Raw genomic sequence first — 16443 nt, forward strand, 5'->3', positions numbered from 1 at the left:
GCATTCCTTACCCGTGACATCCAAAATCAATGTGCCAACGATCCTTATACTGATTTTAAAACCTATTTTAGCATGAGGCCCTTACCACTATTCTCCTTTAGACACCTATTTTATTGTCTGACCTTTATTTTTTTCTTATCAGCATCTGGTCAGGACCAGAACGGGAACTCACCGTACAATATCATTCCGCCTTCACCTGCCGCAGCAGCCATAGACAAATTTGCGTTGGTTCCTGTAGGTTATTATACCGGTGTTCCCAACATTAGTATCCCTATTTTCAACTATAGTATTCCCCGTTTGAATTACAATATGGGGATTGACCTGAGTTATCATTCCGGCGGTATTAAAGTAGACGAAATGCCTTCCAATGTAGGTATTGGATGGGCATTAAATGCAGGAGGCTCCATTAACCGCGCTGTAGTGGGCCTACCTGACGACTATCCAGTGGTGGGCTTTATGTATGCGCCTCCTTTTGATCAAACGCAACAAAAGCTGGAGAAATACACCGCTGGCCAGGAAGACGGTGAACCGGATATTTTTACCTATAATTTCAATGGTATTTCCGGAAAGTTTTATGTGGGAAAACGAACCAATAGTGTTAATCAGATCATTCAGGCCAACCGGTCTGGTATAAGGATTGAATTTTTGCCGGACGGCACTTCTCCTGACAATGGCGCAATACAAGGATTTATGATTACCAACACCGATGGCGTGAAATATGTGTTTGACGCAAAGGAAACAGCATATACTTTTTATACTCATCTTAGACAGGTCAATTACACCTCTACCTGGCATCTTTCCAAAGTGATTCTTCCTGTACCAAATCTTACTATACAATATGAGTATCAGGGGTATGACTTTAATTACGTCGCGGGTAAATCTGAAACACGGGATTACCTGCTATCACAGCCGCGCACCGATGTCAAATTGCCACCTGATGAAACATTCAACACATCCTCCAGTATTGTCAGCATATTCGCCAAAAGAATTTCCAGGATTATATTACCCGGAAACAGAGATATCCGGTTTGTATATGGCCTGAACCGGACAGATCTCCCGGGAGACAGTCAACTCGACAGCATTATTTATGACACCAGAAATAACAGAGGTATCAAATTAAATTATGACTATTCGGTAGGCCATAGACTGACACTTAGCGGGGCGCAGGAATTTGCCGGTAACCAACGTAAGCCTGCCTACGTCTTTGCCTATAATCCCAATTTACCAGAGAGATTATCTTTTAGCCAGGACCATTGGGGATATTATAATGCGAAGCTCAATGTAACGCTGGTACCCAAGCTGGAAGACTTTGAAAAATCCGCTTTTCTTGGCTCCCGAAGCGGCGTACCTCCATTCAATGCATTGCGGTCAGGAGACAGGAGTCCCGATTCTGTGGCTGCACTGGCCGGATTACTCAATCAAATAACCTATCCTACCGGCGGTACCATCAATTTTGAATATGAATCCAACCGTATATCAGATACTATTATGCGTAGGTACTTCCGGAGCAAACCAATGTATACTTTTTTAAATGGAATGGAAGCAACACAGAGCAGAGTATTTACACTTTATAATAATAAAAAGATCCAATCACTTAATTTCGATTTTACTTTCAGCGATTATCCCTATGGTATAGAGACTCGTTTCACTTTTACATTTGCTATCAAAAGCCTGGACGATAGCAAGACCTATGCGACTTCCATGTTTGATTACAGTGCCACCCATGGCAAAACGGTTGTCCGTAATAATTTATTGGAGATGCCTGCCGGAGACTATAAGATTACATGGACTACCAACTACCCAGGACAATTAGATGACCCTTTCTCCTTTGCGCTACGATGGAATGAAATAGTACCGGATTCTCTCATCGCCACCAGTTTTGTTACAGGAGGGTGCAGGATAAAGAAGATCGACCTTAGAGACGGCATAACTAACATAGTGCAGTCCCGTAGCTTTAAATATGTCGGGGAAGACGGAATACTTTCTTCGGGTGTTGCGGGCAATATTCCCGGCTATTCCCGCACCTATAGAGTAGCCAGACTAATCACTGTCATAGACGGGGACAAAACATGGGTAGTTCCCACAGAAGCCACCTATCTCTCCAGATCCAGTTACCCTAATCAAACTATGTTATATACCTCCGGCAGTCCGGTAGGCTATAAAAGAGTAGAGGAAATACTTCCTTCCGGAAAAAATGTATATAAATATACTACGTTCGCAGATGTGGAGACCGGGAGCTTTGTCGAAACACAATTTCCATACCCGCCAACCTATCCGAGAGACTGGGCGTTGGGATTGTTAAAAAAAGGAGAGACTTATGATACCAATGGTAAACTGGTAAAAAAGAGTATCAACTATTATCAGACATTTTCGACGGGTAGTGACGTTGGTACGCTCGATGCGGTCAAGGCAGGTCAGTCAGAGTTTGCATATACTGACGATATGAGGCTCCCCGGAGATGAAAAATTTCTCTACTTTGAATATCCCACCCCCATGGGCTGTTCCTTACAGGACAGTACGATCCAGACACTTTATACAACTACCGGTGATTCCATCGTTACCCGGACCCACTATACCTATGAACCCATGTTCAATTGGAAGCATTACCAACCCCTGGCCATTGCGGAAGAAAACAGCACCGGATGGAAGAAGACTTATCTTACTTATGCGACAGACTATGCTGCCGGTACAGCCTTCATCGACAGTATGGTTCGCCGGAATATTATTACTGCGCCTATTGAGAAAGTGGAAATGCACGACAACCAGGTCACGTCCGGCAGTGTTACGCATTACAATCCATCTTATCCAGGCATGCCGGCACAAACATACCGGCTGGAAACAAACCAAGGCATTCCGTATAATGGCTTTAAATTCTCCAACCAATTGCCGGGAACATTGCCTGATGACAACAAAGCTGCTTTCTCCAAAGATGCCCGTTATCAATTGGAAAATATCATCACCACAGGAGATAATGCCGGCACTATTAAATCTGTACAAAAAAACCATGACGTACCTGTGTCCTACCTTTGGGGATATCAACAACAATTTCCCGTGGCGCGTATTACCGGCGCAACATATGAGCAGGCTGTCGCTTTAGTGGATTTGAATATCTTAAATAATCCCTCCAATGACCAACAGCTAAGAAATGAACTGAATAAAATACGGTTGGGGCTAAACAATAGCGCTATCGTTAACACCTATACGTATGATCCTTTAATAGGTGTCACCAGTGAGACAGATGCCTCCGGGAAAACCGTTTTTTACGAATATGACGCTTTTGGCCGCCTTCGGTTAGTGAAAGACCTTCAGGGTAAAATTGTAAAACAATTCGATTATCAATACCAGGTCCCCCCTACCCAATAACCGGGGGCCTTTTTGGGGAATTTTAGTACGTCAGAACACATGGAGGGAATATACCCGGCTATAAATCCATGGGCGTTTATATTCCCGGAGAAGATATTTATGTAGTGGGGGTGGTGAATTGCGATTGTATTTCGCCGACTAAAGCCACAGAAGAGATAGCGGTGATAGCATTAGAGGAGTTAAATAAGTGGATAAAAAGCGGTTGCCAAAAGCAACCGCTTTTTATCTACTTATTTCTGGAAAAACAACTTCTTCGGTGCTTCCGCGGTCATTTCGCAACGCAGTGAGGAACCGTTATTCAGCAGTTTGGTGATTTCGCCGGCGCCTTCTACCACAGTACAAACGCTGAAGTGTTCATCTTCAATCCGGGAAACAACAATTTTACCCACTGTTTTTTTACGGGTAATTTTTTTGCCGTCCACGTTTACCTCCACGGCATCGTATACTTTAAACTCGTCGCCTTCCCGGAGGTCAACTGCCTTGCCGGCAGACAGCAGCACTTTCACCGCGTCGCCGTAGGCGTTTTTCTCTTCGATAGAAGCGATGGTAGCCACCAGTTTAAAGTTGTCCTTTACGAATTTGTCCAGGCGGGCGCGGGTACCCATCAGGGCATCGTTGAAGCCGTTTTTACCCTTTCCGGTATTGGCAAAATTCCCGGCAGCCACCAGCTCGCCGGAGTTGACGTCCATTACTTTGACGTTATAGATAATCTCCGTTTGTGGTACAACGTTATTGCCGAATACCTGTATTTTTGCCTGTTTCTGGTCTTCCATGACACTCACCACATTCCCTATCAGCAGGTATTGGGCTTTCAGTTCCCTCATGGCAGCCAGCTGGGCATTTTCTGTGGGCTGCGCTTTTACTTCACTTAGTTCGCCCCGATCCACCAGGTCGAAACGTTTGGCGCGAACGAAAGCATCTTCCACTGTATTCTGAATAGCAGCCTGTTGACCGGTACTGTCAACACCCCTGAAGATAACACCAATAAGCGGTTTAGTTTGACCGAAAGCATAGGACGCCAGCAGCAGCGCGGCAGCCGTGATTATATTCTTCTTCATACTCCTGTTTGCCCGGAGGACCGATGACCCTTCGGATTGTTTGTTGGCTATAAGTTTGTCAGATTCAAATTTAGATGAAAAACGTATACGCTACCCAGTTATTATGCTATCAGGTACGGTATAGGAACGCATATATCAATTTTAACACGACATTAAGAATGCCGGTTTGCATAGGATAGTTTGCTGTCGACTTATTTTGCGCTGATGGGCGGTATTTTATATCCTGCCACTGCATTTACCAGATTCATTTTATCTGTTTTCAGTTTTTTGAGAAACGGTTCTATATCTTTTCCATAGGCCCGCTGACTGGCTGCCAGTAATACAATACCCGGTTGTTGCTGGTTGGTATTACGCTGATAACGGTATACGTTCCTTTCCACAATCTGTATTTCTTTGCCATCCTGCGAATTTTGGCTGATCAGGAAATCCAGGATATACTGCTGGTCCTTTTCGTAGAGGTTGTAGTTGACCAGGGGATTGACTGCCTTCTGTTTTTTCAGTTCCTCCACTTTCTGGTTGACCAGATCCGACACCGGTAAGTTGGTTTTCAGGAAATCGATGGTTACCAGGGATTTGAACTTCTCCAGGTTGTCGCCGGGTACCAGGTATTCCTGTTTATAATAGTCATTGCGGGGATGGGTAGACCATACCAGTCGATAGCTGGCATTATCCAGCTGCATGGGTCCCGGCACATTCAGATAGTCGTTGACTTTAGTTTGTGCCATTGCACCCGTTGCCCATGCCCCCAGCATCAGGCTGAAAAACATTGATTTTTTACGCATTTTCTTTCAGATAATAGTTAAAACATAATAACTGCAGATCATCGGGATTTTCCCAATATAATTCATCGAGTTCGTTGAGCCGTTCCTGTTGTTCTTCCGGGAGGTATTCATCCAGGTATTTGGGGATGTCCCACAATTCCTTGATTCGCTCATCATTCTTTACCGCCGCTATTGACTTTTCATATTCGGTGATGATGGCCAGGCTTTGCACAGCTCCCAGTTTACTCAGTATTTGCTGTGTTTTCTCAAAATTTTCATAGCCCCAGTTGCAGAAGTATTGGAGAAAACCTCCGTTATACATATCTGCTTCCAGCCGCCATATCCGTACTACTTCCTGGTCTTTTTCAGAGAGGCGTTCCAGTTTGCCGCCGTGCCGGTCGAAGAGTTGTCCGGTTACCTCAAACGAATAGTCTTCAAATGCCTGTCTTTGTTCATCTGTTTCCATCGGTTAATTTTCTGTTGATGATGATCAATGTTTTTTCCTTATCTGCTTTTTCTGCCTTGGGATAGATGATCAGCGCATAGGCATTTTCCTGTGTTTTATTTAAACCGGAGAGAATGAGTTTGTTGTGGGGAATGTTGATCACGTCTCCGGTCAACAGGTTCTTATACCCCTGTACCCCTTTGCTGTAAAACAGCTCTACCAATTGATGACCGCGAAGTACCATCCACCCGTTGCCAAATTCAGTATTAAAACGAATGGCGAAAGTATCAGGGCCGATATTCACCGGTTGCCAGGTGTTAAATACCGGATCTCCGAGGTTAAAAAGTTCCTGCCGGGTCACTGTTCCTGTACTATCTATTAACAGGAGTATAAGCTGCCCCTGGCCCTCTGTTGCCAGCAGGCAGCTGGTGGTATCAAAAGACAACGTTACCACTTCCAGGGGATAGTGCTTAATAGCAGGCAGCAGCCTGCGTTTCAGCTCCTCCCCCTTTTCGTTGAGCTGACGGTGCAGCCATTGCTCCTTTTCTTTTCCCAGCAGCTGTATTTCATCTGCCGCTATATATACTTTGTTTCCGGCCGGAGCAGGTATTCTGATATTGTTTTTCTTTTTGATGATACCATCTTTAAATACCGTTACCAGCATTTTATCTGGTTTGGTATCAGACCACAGGTCACGGTTATAAAAAACGGCCGTATCTCCGACTATCCCCATATAACGGCCGGTAAATGGCCGGTTGCCTTTAGGTTTCTCCGTCCCGGTCCTCTCGAAGACCGGTATGCTGATTTCCAGTTCTTTGTCCGGATGATAAGGTACTACAGAAACATAAGCATCGCCCGAAGGGCTGGTAAAAAGTGTGGGTAAAATCCCATCCTCCTCTTCATAACTATTGACAACAGCGCCTGTTGCATCTATCAGCGTATAAACCGTACGATAGGAACGGTCGTCATAAACATAACAAGCAATCAGCGTCTGGTCTTTATAGGAGATGTTATCATGGTGAGATACGCCTGTGGCGGCGGTCAGACTGGTGATCACGGCCGCCTCTGCCGGGCAGATCTCCACCTGGAATGGGAATATGGTTTTATTATTATTCATTCAGGGTATAATTAGCTTCCATTCGGTAGTTGCGTACCTATGGGGGTTAGCAAATATATTTCAGTTATTGACAATCAATTCTGTTTCAGGACGGGAAATTACTAAAAAAAATTTGCCTGTTGTGTCCTATTTCATCGAATTCAGTTGACATAAGGGTATAACAAACAACATATCACTTATGGACACTTTTCTCGCTCCCATCGAACATCCTAAGACACTCATCATGAAGCTGGTGTATTATTTCACCCGCAAACAATTCGGTAAAGTGCTGGCCCCGCTGAAAGTACATACGGTTCGGTTGCCCGCAGCCTTCGGTATGTTTTATGGTAAAGTCAGCAAACTGGATAAAAAGCTGACATTACCCGCAGAAACCGTGCTGCTGGTGCGGCAACAGGTAGCCCGGCTGAACATCTGCCTTTTTTGTATGGATATTGCCCGGTATGAAGTGATCCAGGCATCCATGGACAGCGCCAAGTTCGATGCTTTACCGGCATACAGTACCAGCCCGTTATTCACCCCGGCCGAAAAAGCCATGCTGGACTATGTAACCGAACTGACCCAGCATAAAAAAGTACATCCTGACACCTTTTCCCGGATGGCGATGTTTTACAACGAAAGGCAGATTTGCGAGGTAGTATGGCTGGTAGCCAGCGAACATGTCTACAACATCACCAATATCGGCTTAAATATTCATTCTGACATGCTCTGTGATCTGAGCAGGAAGCATTCGTAACCCCGGGCTAAAAATCCAGGGCTACGGGTGAATTATGACCGCATAAACAGGTCACCGGAAAAGAACTTTTTCTGCAATGCTTCCAGTTCTGCCACGCGGCCCCGGACGAGGTCTTCGTAGGCTTTGGAAGCAGTCGCAAAAAAGACAGGGTTTGTAACCATGCCAACCAGCTGATTCAGTCCGGTCGTGAAAAACAGCACGACCGGTATAGGAACCAGGAGGCTGTCTTTATAGTCATCGATGACGCTCATAATAAGCCGGATAAATTCCTGATAGGCCTGATCGTCCCATTCGGCTTCCATCCTTACTCTGAAGGTAAATTCTTCGTCGGAATCAAGGTATTCCAGGTATTTTTTCAGTGATTCTTTCATATTATAAACATGGAGGAGTATATCGTTTCACTACGGCATCCTGTTCGATAGAACCATCCACTAACAGTTCTGCCGCGTTTTTGGCCCATTTATTCGCTTTGTGGATATCGGAGCCTGGCGCCGCCCGGGACGCATCCCCCAGATGTTCAAGGCGGCCTTCCGGTGTAGTGAGGTCTAATTTAGTATTATTTACTTTATCCAGATCTATCTCTGCTACTTCAGTCCCTGATTTCCGGGCCCACCTTTCCGCAAACTTCCGTTCCTTGGTGAGGGAGATGTACTGGTCTTTATAGCCATCGTCGGAGCCATAACGTACATGGCTCAACGGTGTTTCAGCAGCGTTGGGATCTTTGGGTATGATGCCATTGTTTGCATCAAGATTGGTCATATCGTCTGTATGCAGGGCCCTGAACCAGATATCTTCCCAACCCCATATATCGATGTAGCCGTTGGTATCTTTTACGTAGGCATAGCTATTCCATCCGCCGGCGAAACCGATAGGGTCCGCGCTGATATAAACGCCTTCCTGTGGCGCATAATAGCGGAAGCGGTTATAATACAGTCCGGTTTCCACATCATCGTACTGACCGGGAAAGCGGAAAGGCACAAAATCGCGCGGGCCTTCCAGATGGCGGATATTGCCATCGATGTCCAGCTCGCTGCTCCAAACTTTTTGCCCTTCTGCATCATATGCCTCACAGGGGGTACCCAGGTGATCTGAAATGATGGACCATGCTTTACCGTCGGTGATTTTGGCAGCTACGTTAAAAGCGCCTTCTTCCCATATCCAGGTGTGGAGTTGTTGGGGCGGTACCGGTTCAGGGTGACTGGCTACCGTCTCTCCATTTTCATTGACAACGGTACGGGGCTGATCTTTTTCCGGGTAAGTCCATTCGTGGAGGAGTTTGTGTTTATCCCATACAAAACGGGTCACTTTTCCGTTAAATATTTTTTTCGTTCTTCTGCCGAGGCCATCGTATTGGAAAGAGACGGTTTTTCCGTCGGGGCGTACGACCGTTTTGAGCTGCCCGTTACCATACCATTCATATTCCCAGGTGGCGCCGGCTGTGATTTTCCGGACCAGGTTCCCTTCTTCGTCGTACAGGAGGCGGGCCTTGTCTGTTTCCAGCAGCCGGCCACCAGTCTCATATTGACGGTCATTGCGGAGGGGATTTTTAAAGATATTGCCCGCTTTATCCGGCGAGCGGTAATCCTGGCGTCCATCCTCATATTCTGCCCAGGTGAGGTTGCCGGTATCATCGTGACTGAATTTCACGCTGCCTTTTCCCTGTCCCCTGATAATTTGTTTGAGCCGGGCATTGGCTTCCCAATGGTACTGGCGGCTCCTTATCACGGATGCGCCGCATGTCACCGTGTGGGCATCCGGCGTACGTGCAAAGGCCGCATTAGGATGGTAAGTCCACTGGCTGTGGATATTTCCGGGCAGCAACCTTGTGGTTTCAAGGCCCAGCAGGTTGTATTGGATTTCCGCTTCCCAGTTGTTTGTCCTGATACCGGTGAGATCGTCCATAGCGCTCCAGCTGAATTGTATATCTGCGCCGAGACTGCTTTGGACAGCTATTCTTCTGCCGAAAGTGTCGTACTGGCTGTTGACCGTGTGTTCTTCCTGAATTTCACTGTAGAGCGTACCGGAAGCGTCTCTTACGAAGCGGAGCATATTATCAGGTGTGGACACGTCCAGCAGGCGGCCATTGCGGTCGTAGCTGAATGACTCCCAGGTACCGTCGCTGTATTCCACGCGGGACACCATGTTGTTGGAATTATATTCAAACTGTGTCCATTTGTTGCCGGGGCGGTGTATTTTGATAACCTTACCGGCGGAATCCCTTTCATAATGCCGGGTAACGCCATCGAAGCCTGTTTCACTGATAATGTCGCCATTGGCATTGCGACGGATGCGAAGCGCATCGCCGTTTTCGTTTACGATACCGGTCAGTTCCTGGTCGTTGTTATAGAGGAAATGTATTTTCCGGTCTCTCTCCTCCCGCAGCCGGATGTTACCAGTAGGCGTATAGGCATAGCGTACCTGGTGTTGTTTATCTTCCGCCGCAATGATGTCTTTATAAGCGTTATATTGAAGCTTAACCAGGTTATCAGGCAGCCTGATGGCTGTAACACGTCCCAGGACATCGTATTGGAAATGTTGTGTTTCACCCAGTGCGTTGTCTTTTTGGATGCATTGTCCCCAGGCATCGTATTTCCAGGAGGTTTCCGCTCCGCCGGGCATAGACATTGCCACCAGGTTAAAGTCCTCGTCGTAGGTAAGCAGCGTATGGTTGTTCGTATTATCTTCCACCTTGCATACCAGGTTGTTTTTATTATAGCGGAAAATGCGGATGTTACCATTTGCTTCCGTGAGCGTGTGCAGTAGTCCGGTATCATCACTATAAATGAATGTACGGGTGCTACCGGAGGGGTTGACAGATTGTATCAACCGGGACTCATCATCATAACGCGCCATGATCATTGAGCCGTCGGGAAGTTCTACTGCGGTACGGTTGCCGCGGTCGTCGTACGTATAGCCCGTTACGTTAGCCTCGCTGTCAATTATCCGGTACAGCTCCATGTGTTCCGTATATTCCAGCAGGGTGGAATTACCCATAGGAGCGGTGATACGGGTCACTACAAAATCCGGGGTATAATGCATGGTGGTAGTATGTCCCTGTGCATTGATGATTTTATTGAATCCTTCCCGGGGATAGTATTCGATACGGCCCTCCAGGACGCCGCCATCGCCATAGGTGTGGATACAGCGTTTCAATTTATCATATTCCCAGTAAAAAGACTGGCCATTGCGGTCCGTTTTTTTTACCATCAGGTGATCCCTGTATTCCATGGTAGTCGCCTGTTCCATTGCATCTGTAACAGCAATGAGGTCACCGTCGTCGTTGTAGGCATATTTTACCAGATGGCGTTGTTGCCCGTGGTGTTGCACGTTGATGTCCGTTATCCTGCCATCCTGGTCGGTAACGGCCAACAGATGCCTGCCGGCGCTGTCAATGATACGCTGCAAGCGGCCGTTTCCGTTGTAATGAACGCTGATTATAAACCCGGCTTCGCTGGCGATACTGATCAGCTGGTAGTGAGGCAGCTGCCGGTGTATTTTACGGAAGGTGAAAGTAAGCCTGCTGTTGTAACTGAACAACGTATATTCATCAGTGGCGTTGCGGGTCAGCAGCAGTTTTTCATGCCGGTTATATTCACTGTTACCAACGTAAGGCAGCGCGTCAAAAACAGCGCTACGGCCATCTTCCAGCAGTACCACGGTAGCATCCTCCTGTGGGAACTCGTGTACCTGCATATCAAAACGGGTATGTTGCCCACGTCCCAGCAGGCCTTTAAAGGGACTATCACTGTTCCAGGAACGCTCCCATTTCAGGGGAATGGGACCGGGCAGTTCAAAATCGGTACTGTCGTAAATAACGATGCCCTGTACCAGGTCTACCGGCTCAAATCCTTTCTTACAAAGCGTTTTACTCAGTTTATTGCTACCTATTTTGTTTTTGAGGGCATGATTGAATTTTGTCAGTCCTTTTTTACCCAGTTTGCCCAGTCCTTTCAAAGCGGCGCCGAAGCCGTAGGACATAATCAGGTTGAGCAATACGCCGGCCCAGTCCGGCACAAAAGGGCCGCCTACGTTCACCGGCTTACCAAAAGACAAGGGGATAGAATAGGAAGTAGGCAGATAAAGGCTTGGGATGGGAATAAACTTCTTTCCCGGCGTAAGTGACAGGGGAATACCGATGTCATTGCAGGTCATCAGCATATGTCCTGAGGGACTGAGCAGATTACCTTCCACCTTTACCTTTTTACTACCGAAGAAATTGACCGAGTCGTGGCCAATCATGGGCGCCAGGAGGAAAGGGCCTCCCATTGGAATATGAAACAGGAATATCAGTTTACCACTGGTATCACTTTTTCCTCTTGGCACGTGGTTGATCCGGGTAGTAGCGCCTATAAACGGTACATAGTCCATAGGATCTATCACCAGGCCGATGTATGGATGAGGCAACGGGATCGGAAATCCAAAGAGGATAACGAAGTGAATATCCAGCCCGATAACGGGGATGAGGTGCTTATTGGTAACAAGCATATAAAGACATGGTTTGGGCGCCCGCAGGCAGGTTTAACAACAAAAAACTAAAATTGGTCAACGAATATAAGTATAATTTAAAAATCGCCATCAGACAATTGTCCCCATTCCAGGGTCAATTAAGTCAGTAAAAAGTGGAAACCTGCCAACATGGCAAATAATATTTTGTAATTTAGCCAACAAGCAATCAAAAACCATTGTGCCCATGCCTATTGCAGACGCAGAACAATACCAATCCAGCCCCGGTTATCAACAGCTATACGAACAGGAAACACGACACCACTTGTTTCGCAGTTATATCCAGATTAAACCGACTTCCGACAGATCGCTACATACCAATATGCTTAAATTGGGTAAGGACGGTTATGTTAACAAAAAGTCTCCCGCTACCCTGCTGGCGGCCGTTTATTTTATACTCTTCATTTTCACGGTCATGCTCTGCCAGGGGCGGAAACCCATATTCGTTATCATGATGGCAATAGTGGTGGCCGCCGCCGTGACGCTGCTGATAAAGACAATATACAACTCCCAACCGAACAACCTTCTTATTGATCGTCGTGGTGTTACCATACAGGGGATACTGAGACCCTGGGAAGAAATCAAGGGCACCTTCATTGTCACCCGGGGAGAAGGCAAGCACATGGAATGCGACCTTGCACTGGCCTTACATAACGGGCAAAACGCCTATGTATCCCTGGGAGGCTTCGCGGTGATCAGTACCCGCACCGCTGCCGTAGCTACTGCTATCCGGCACTACCGCCCATAAACACAACGGCTGCTTCCGGTGAAGGAAACAGCCGTTGTGGCATTCATCGTTTATCCGTTTTTGTTAGTTGATACTGATAGTGGCTACCACCGAACAGTGATCGGACGCATATACTTTTTTGTCCGCTATATATCCTGTCAATGGTTGATGGGAGTTTACCGAAAAGCCGCTATTGGGCGTCGTCATGATATAATCGATGGTACGGTCCGGCTTATCGGACGGGAACGTGAGCGGGCATTGTTGCACACAGCCCAGGTTCATGAAACTCCGGATAAGGTCCATTGTCTGGGAAGCGGGCACCGCGTTGAGGTCGCCGGCCATGATGAGTGGCAGATCCAAACCGGTTACGATCTTCTTCAGCTCTGCAGCCTGCACCAACCGGTTATTTTCCTGCGCCAGGTGATCCAGGTGCGTAGATGCAAAATAAAAGTCCTTCCCTTCCTTATTCACCTTAATCATCGCCACAGAACGAAATTCCCCGCTAACAGCAGGATCTACCGGTAACCCATAACGTTTGCTTTCTTTAATGGGCAAACGTGACAATACCGCATCTCCGAACTGGCCTCCGCTTACATCGATGGCTTTGGTATAGAACCATTCCATGCCGGTGAGGGCCGCCAGCTCTTTCGCCTGATGCACCGTAGTGCCGGTGCGGTTGGTAAACACATCCACTTCCTGTAATGCGACGAGGTCCGGCTGTTGTTCGTTGATCACTTTGGCCAGCAGGGTCAGGTCTGCCGGGGGACCGCTACTGGCGCGGGCGCCGTAGATGTTGTAGGTCATCACCTTCAGCCGGACTTTCTCTTTTACCGGCAGTGTGGGGCCTTCATCATTCTTTTTGTCGGATTTACTGCAGGCAAATAATGTCAGCAGCAGTCCTGTTATCAGATATTTGCGCATAGGCGTGTGGGTTAAAAAGCGTTCACTTCAGCAATATTTGTCAGGTAGGTATCTCCCTGGCTGGTATTGATGGTAAACCGGAAGAACCTTGCCTGTCGGGCATAAGACAGGTAGATAGTGCTTACCTTCACGTTATCCAGCGTAAAAGTTTCCGTATAGTCCCATACGTTACCATCGAGGCTGGTTTCGATAATCATGTTTTTAGGATTACCGGTAGCTTTTACTTCGCCGGTGTTTTTATCGGTTCTGCCGGTGATGGCGAAGCCATGAAGGGACTGTGCCGCCTGCATATCAATAGTGAGGATATGTGGCGGGCCTGGTTTATTGGCTTTCCATTCGGTAGTCCAGTAGGTATCAACGTTTCCATCCAGCGCATGAATAGCATGACCGTTGGTAGCGCCTTCGCCGGTAGGTTCTTCAGAAGAGAACTTTGTTATTTTCCAGGATTGGCGGTCAAACAGCGGGAACGGGTTGCTGGTATATTTCGCGTTGATGAGGAAATACGTCGTACGCAGCGCTTCATTCACCTGAGCATCTGTAGTAATGCTGACTGGCAGCAGGTAATTACCCACACCATCCAGTTTGCCGGTGTTCACCCTGATTTTCAGTGCCGGTGTGCTGTATTTGCCGGCGGGGATGACTGCGCTGGATTGCTCCAGTTGGTAGGTCCCCTCCGGTAGTAAGGGATAATTAGTGTAGTTTTTGGTATTGAATTTCTCCACCAGCGCGGGGTTTGTCCGGAACTGCACCTGGATGTCCGCTGCAGGCGAGTGCGGGCCGCCATAGTTGGCGCCGTAGATAATGGAATCGGTACCGGCCGAACGGGTAAAGCTATACGAAGCCGGGCTGTTTACCGCCTGGGGCATATATACCACGGCGATGCTATCGGAAATATTACGGAGCAGGTCCTTATCCTGGCCGCAGCTGGCGAGCAGCATGGCCATACCACAACCTGTCAATATTTTCATTTTCATGATGAGTCGTTTAAGATCAGTAAAAGTGTTTACCAGCCCGGATTTTGTACCAGGTTTTTGTCGCGGTCCATTTCAGATTGCGGGATAGGGAACAGGTAATAGTTTTTGAGGAACACCCTTCTTTCAAATACCGTACGCTGATAAAAAACCAGGTCGGTGAGTTTCGTACCTGCGTCTACGTTCATACCATAGAAGTTGCCACCATCCGTTTGTTCCGCAATTTTCCAGCGGCGGGTATCGAAATAGCGGAGGCTTTCCAGCGCCAGTTCTACCCTTCTTTCATGGCGGATTTTATCCCGCATATCACTTTGGCCCAGGCCAGGCGTTACGGCAGGCAAACCGGCACGGTCACGGATATCATTGAGGTATTTAGCGATATCCGGGTCACCGGGGGCGTATTCGTTCAGCGCCTCTATGTAGTTGAGCAGAATTTCTGCATAACGCACCAGTACAAACGGTCTGGCGATATATTGCGAGAGCCTTGGGTTACTGTTGGGATGGATGTTTTTACGGGCGATATAACCGGTACGGGGGAAATCCCAGGAACCTTTTTTGCCGGTATTACCTGTAAAGAACGTTTCGATTACCTTGTTGCCTTCACTGTTATTGATCCACAGGCTGCCGTTGTAACTGACGTTTACGTAGAAACGCGGTTCACGGTTAACGTACATGTTGTAAGTACCGGCAGTAGTGTATTTGCCGGCAGCGGTAGAGAAGCCTGTTTCCACATAACCGGAGCCACCGTCTTTAATTCCTTTACCATTCTGCATTTCAAACTCATCGACCAGTTGCTGGGTTACCGCTACGGCCGCATAACCATTTGCCAGACGGGGAGTTGTGGATCTTTCCCAGTCTTTCAGGTTATTGGTAGTACGGGCGAAGATGACTTCGCTGTTCCAGGGGTCAATAAATACATCGCGGCAGGATAAATAAGGATCGTATTTTCCGGCAGCATCATTTTTACGATACAGCGAGAGTCCAAAATCACTGATTACATCGCGGGCGGCATCCGCAGCACGTTTCCATTTTTCTTTATCGTAGGCGGAGCTGATCAGCTGTTTACCATCGATATTGGTGAAGCCGGCATAATCTGTATTTCCATTGAACTGAGGGCTGGCAGCCAGGAGCAATACCCGGCTTTTAATGGACTTACAAACAGCCGCTGTAGCGCGGCCATAGTCGCCGGCGGCTTGTTCCGTAAAGTGTTTGGGTAGTTTGGTAGCAGCCAGGTCCAGTTCAGCAACAATATAATTTACGCATTCATCGTAACTGCTGCGCGGTTTCTGCATTTCAGGGGCAGAAGGTTCCAGGTCGCCGGCGATGGGTGTATCACCCAGCAGAATCACCGGACCATACTGACGTATCAGGCCATAGTAGAAAAATGCACGGAGGAAGCGGGCTTCCGCCTTGTATTTATCGATCAGTTCCTGACCGTTGGGTAATTCCTTTATCTCCTTATTCTCATCGATATGCTGGATAAAATAAGAGGCAGAGCGGATACCGCGGTAGTATTTGGACCAGGTGTCCATGTACCCCGAAGCCGCGCTCCAGTTACCCAGGTTGATGGGGTAGGTATCATAACCGGAACCGGGGCGGTCGTAGGTGATGTCCGCATCATCGGAACAACCTTCCCAGGGGGAGGTGTTGCGATATGCTTCGTTTGGTAAAGTAGAATAGATATTGGCCAGGTATTCTTCCGAATAACGTCTGCGGGCAAACACCTGTTCAATGGTAATACGATCATCGGGCACCTGGTTGAGGAAGTCCTTGTTACAGGACGGAGCCAGGAACGAAGTGCCGGCCAGTGCTAAGAAAGCGAGTTTTTTTATGTTCATTCCGAA

Annotated in this window: 12 protein-coding genes; 3 read left to right on the forward strand and 9 right to left on the reverse strand. The window is 47.5% G+C overall.

Annotated elements, in window-relative coordinates:
* Nucleotides 1-72 precede the first annotated feature (72 nt).
* Nucleotides 73-3363, forward strand: coding sequence for an RHS repeat domain-containing protein (locus ICL07_RS08975; protein WP_188087572.1), 3291 nt, complete (start codon nt 73-75; stop codon nt 3361-3363).
* 230 nt (nt 3364-3593) lie between these two features.
* Here the strand turns inward: ICL07_RS08975 and ICL07_RS08980 are convergent, their stop codons facing one another.
* The 4 genes from ICL07_RS08980 to ICL07_RS08995 form a co-directional block, all read right to left on the reverse strand.
* Nucleotides 3594-4421, reverse strand: a complete 828-nt coding sequence (locus ICL07_RS08980) for a hypothetical protein (protein ID WP_188087573.1) — start codon at nt 4419-4421, stop codon at nt 3594-3596.
* A gap of 191 nt (nt 4422-4612) precedes the next feature.
* Nucleotides 4613-5203: a hypothetical protein gene (locus tag ICL07_RS08985; RefSeq protein WP_188087574.1), complete on the reverse strand. Its 591-nt coding sequence runs from the start codon at nt 5201-5203 to the stop codon at nt 4613-4615.
* Complete coding sequence (locus ICL07_RS08990; RefSeq protein ID WP_188087575.1) at nt 5196-5648, reverse strand: DMP19 family protein; 453 nt, start codon at nt 5646-5648, stop codon at nt 5196-5198. Before ICL07_RS08990 ends, ICL07_RS08985 begins: the two co-directional genes overlap by 8 nt.
* Nucleotides 5635-6744, reverse strand: a complete 1110-nt coding sequence (locus ICL07_RS08995) for a hypothetical protein (protein ID WP_188087576.1) — start codon at nt 6742-6744, stop codon at nt 5635-5637. The genes ICL07_RS08990 and ICL07_RS08995 overlap by 14 nt, the downstream gene beginning before the upstream one ends.
* 178 nt (nt 6745-6922) lie before the next feature.
* Between ICL07_RS08995 and ICL07_RS09000 the strand changes: the two genes are divergently transcribed.
* The gene (locus tag ICL07_RS09000) at nt 6923-7477 is read left to right on the forward strand and encodes a carboxymuconolactone decarboxylase family protein (protein ID WP_188087577.1); all 555 of its coding nucleotides are present in this window, start codon (nt 6923-6925) and stop codon (nt 7475-7477) included.
* A gap of 32 nt (nt 7478-7509) precedes the next feature.
* On the opposite strand, the gene ICL07_RS09005 is transcribed toward ICL07_RS09000, so the two are convergent.
* Entirely contained in the window at nt 7510-7848 is a 339-nt protein-coding gene (locus tag ICL07_RS09005; protein ID WP_188087578.1) for a hypothetical protein, read from the reverse strand.
* Between the two features lies 1 nt (nt 7849).
* Nucleotides 7850-11962, reverse strand: coding sequence for an RHS repeat-associated core domain-containing protein (locus ICL07_RS09010; protein WP_188087579.1), 4113 nt, complete (start codon nt 11960-11962; stop codon nt 7850-7852).
* A gap of 205 nt (nt 11963-12167) precedes the next feature.
* On the opposite strand from ICL07_RS09010, the gene ICL07_RS09015 reads away from it, so the two are divergent.
* Complete coding sequence (locus ICL07_RS09015; RefSeq protein WP_188087580.1) at nt 12168-12728, forward strand: hypothetical protein; 561 nt, start codon at nt 12168-12170, stop codon at nt 12726-12728.
* Nucleotides 12729-12791: 63 nt separating this feature from the next.
* Here the strand turns inward: ICL07_RS09015 and ICL07_RS09020 are convergent, their stop codons facing one another.
* Genes ICL07_RS09020 through ICL07_RS09030 form a run of 3 tightly spaced genes read right to left on the reverse strand, consistent with a single transcriptional unit; the run spans nt 12792 to nt 16437 of the window.
* Nucleotides 12792-13628: an endonuclease/exonuclease/phosphatase family protein gene (locus tag ICL07_RS09020; RefSeq protein WP_188087581.1), complete on the reverse strand. Its 837-nt coding sequence runs from the start codon at nt 13626-13628 to the stop codon at nt 12792-12794.
* 11 nt (nt 13629-13639) lie between these two features.
* Nucleotides 13640-14602 (reverse strand): BT_3987 domain-containing protein, encoded by a 963-nt coding sequence (locus tag ICL07_RS09025; RefSeq protein WP_188087582.1) that lies wholly within the window; start codon nt 14600-14602, stop codon nt 13640-13642.
* Nucleotides 14603-14631: 29 nt separating this feature from the next.
* Nucleotides 14632-16437, reverse strand: a complete 1806-nt coding sequence (locus ICL07_RS09030) for a RagB/SusD family nutrient uptake outer membrane protein (RefSeq protein ID WP_188087583.1) — start codon at nt 16435-16437, stop codon at nt 14632-14634.
* Nucleotides 16438-16443 lie beyond the last annotated feature (6 nt).

It is taken from the genome of Chitinophaga qingshengii, assembly GCF_014529935.1.
GTDB classification, from domain to species: domain Bacteria; phylum Bacteroidota; class Bacteroidia; order Chitinophagales; family Chitinophagaceae; genus Chitinophaga; species Chitinophaga qingshengii.

Bases quoted from the DNA above. Each gene is read 5' to 3' on its own strand.
- ICL07_RS08995 (WP_188087576.1), bottom strand. From the start codon at position 6,744: ATGAATAATAATAAAACCATATTCCCATTCCAGGTGGAGATCTGCCCG.
- ICL07_RS09030 (WP_188087583.1), bottom strand. From the start codon at position 16,437: ATGAACATAAAAAAACTCGCTTTCTTAGCACTGGCCGGCACTTCGTTC.
- ICL07_RS08980 (WP_188087573.1), bottom strand. From the start codon at position 4,421: ATGAAGAAGAATATAATCACGGCTGCCGCGCTGCTGCTGGCGTCCTAT.
- ICL07_RS09010 (WP_188087579.1), bottom strand. From the start codon at position 11,962: ATGCTTGTTACCAATAAGCACCTCATCCCCGTTATCGGGCTGGATATT.
- ICL07_RS08975 (WP_188087572.1), top strand. From the start codon at position 73: ATGAGGCCCTTACCACTATTCTCCTTTAGACACCTATTTTATTGTCTG.
- ICL07_RS09015 (WP_188087580.1), top strand. From the start codon at position 12,168: ATGCCTATTGCAGACGCAGAACAATACCAATCCAGCCCCGGTTATCAA.
- ICL07_RS09020 (WP_188087581.1), bottom strand. From the start codon at position 13,628: ATGCGCAAATATCTGATAACAGGACTGCTGCTGACATTATTTGCCTGC.
- ICL07_RS08990 (WP_188087575.1), bottom strand. From the start codon at position 5,648: ATGGAAACAGATGAACAAAGACAGGCATTTGAAGACTATTCGTTTGAG.
- ICL07_RS09000 (WP_188087577.1), top strand. From the start codon at position 6,923: ATGGACACTTTTCTCGCTCCCATCGAACATCCTAAGACACTCATCATG.
- ICL07_RS08985 (WP_188087574.1), bottom strand. From the start codon at position 5,203: ATGCGTAAAAAATCAATGTTTTTCAGCCTGATGCTGGGGGCATGGGCA.
- ICL07_RS09005 (WP_188087578.1), bottom strand. From the start codon at position 7,848: ATGAAAGAATCACTGAAAAAATACCTGGAATACCTTGATTCCGACGAA.
- ICL07_RS09025 (WP_188087582.1), bottom strand. From the start codon at position 14,602: ATGAAAATGAAAATATTGACAGGTTGTGGTATGGCCATGCTGCTCGCC.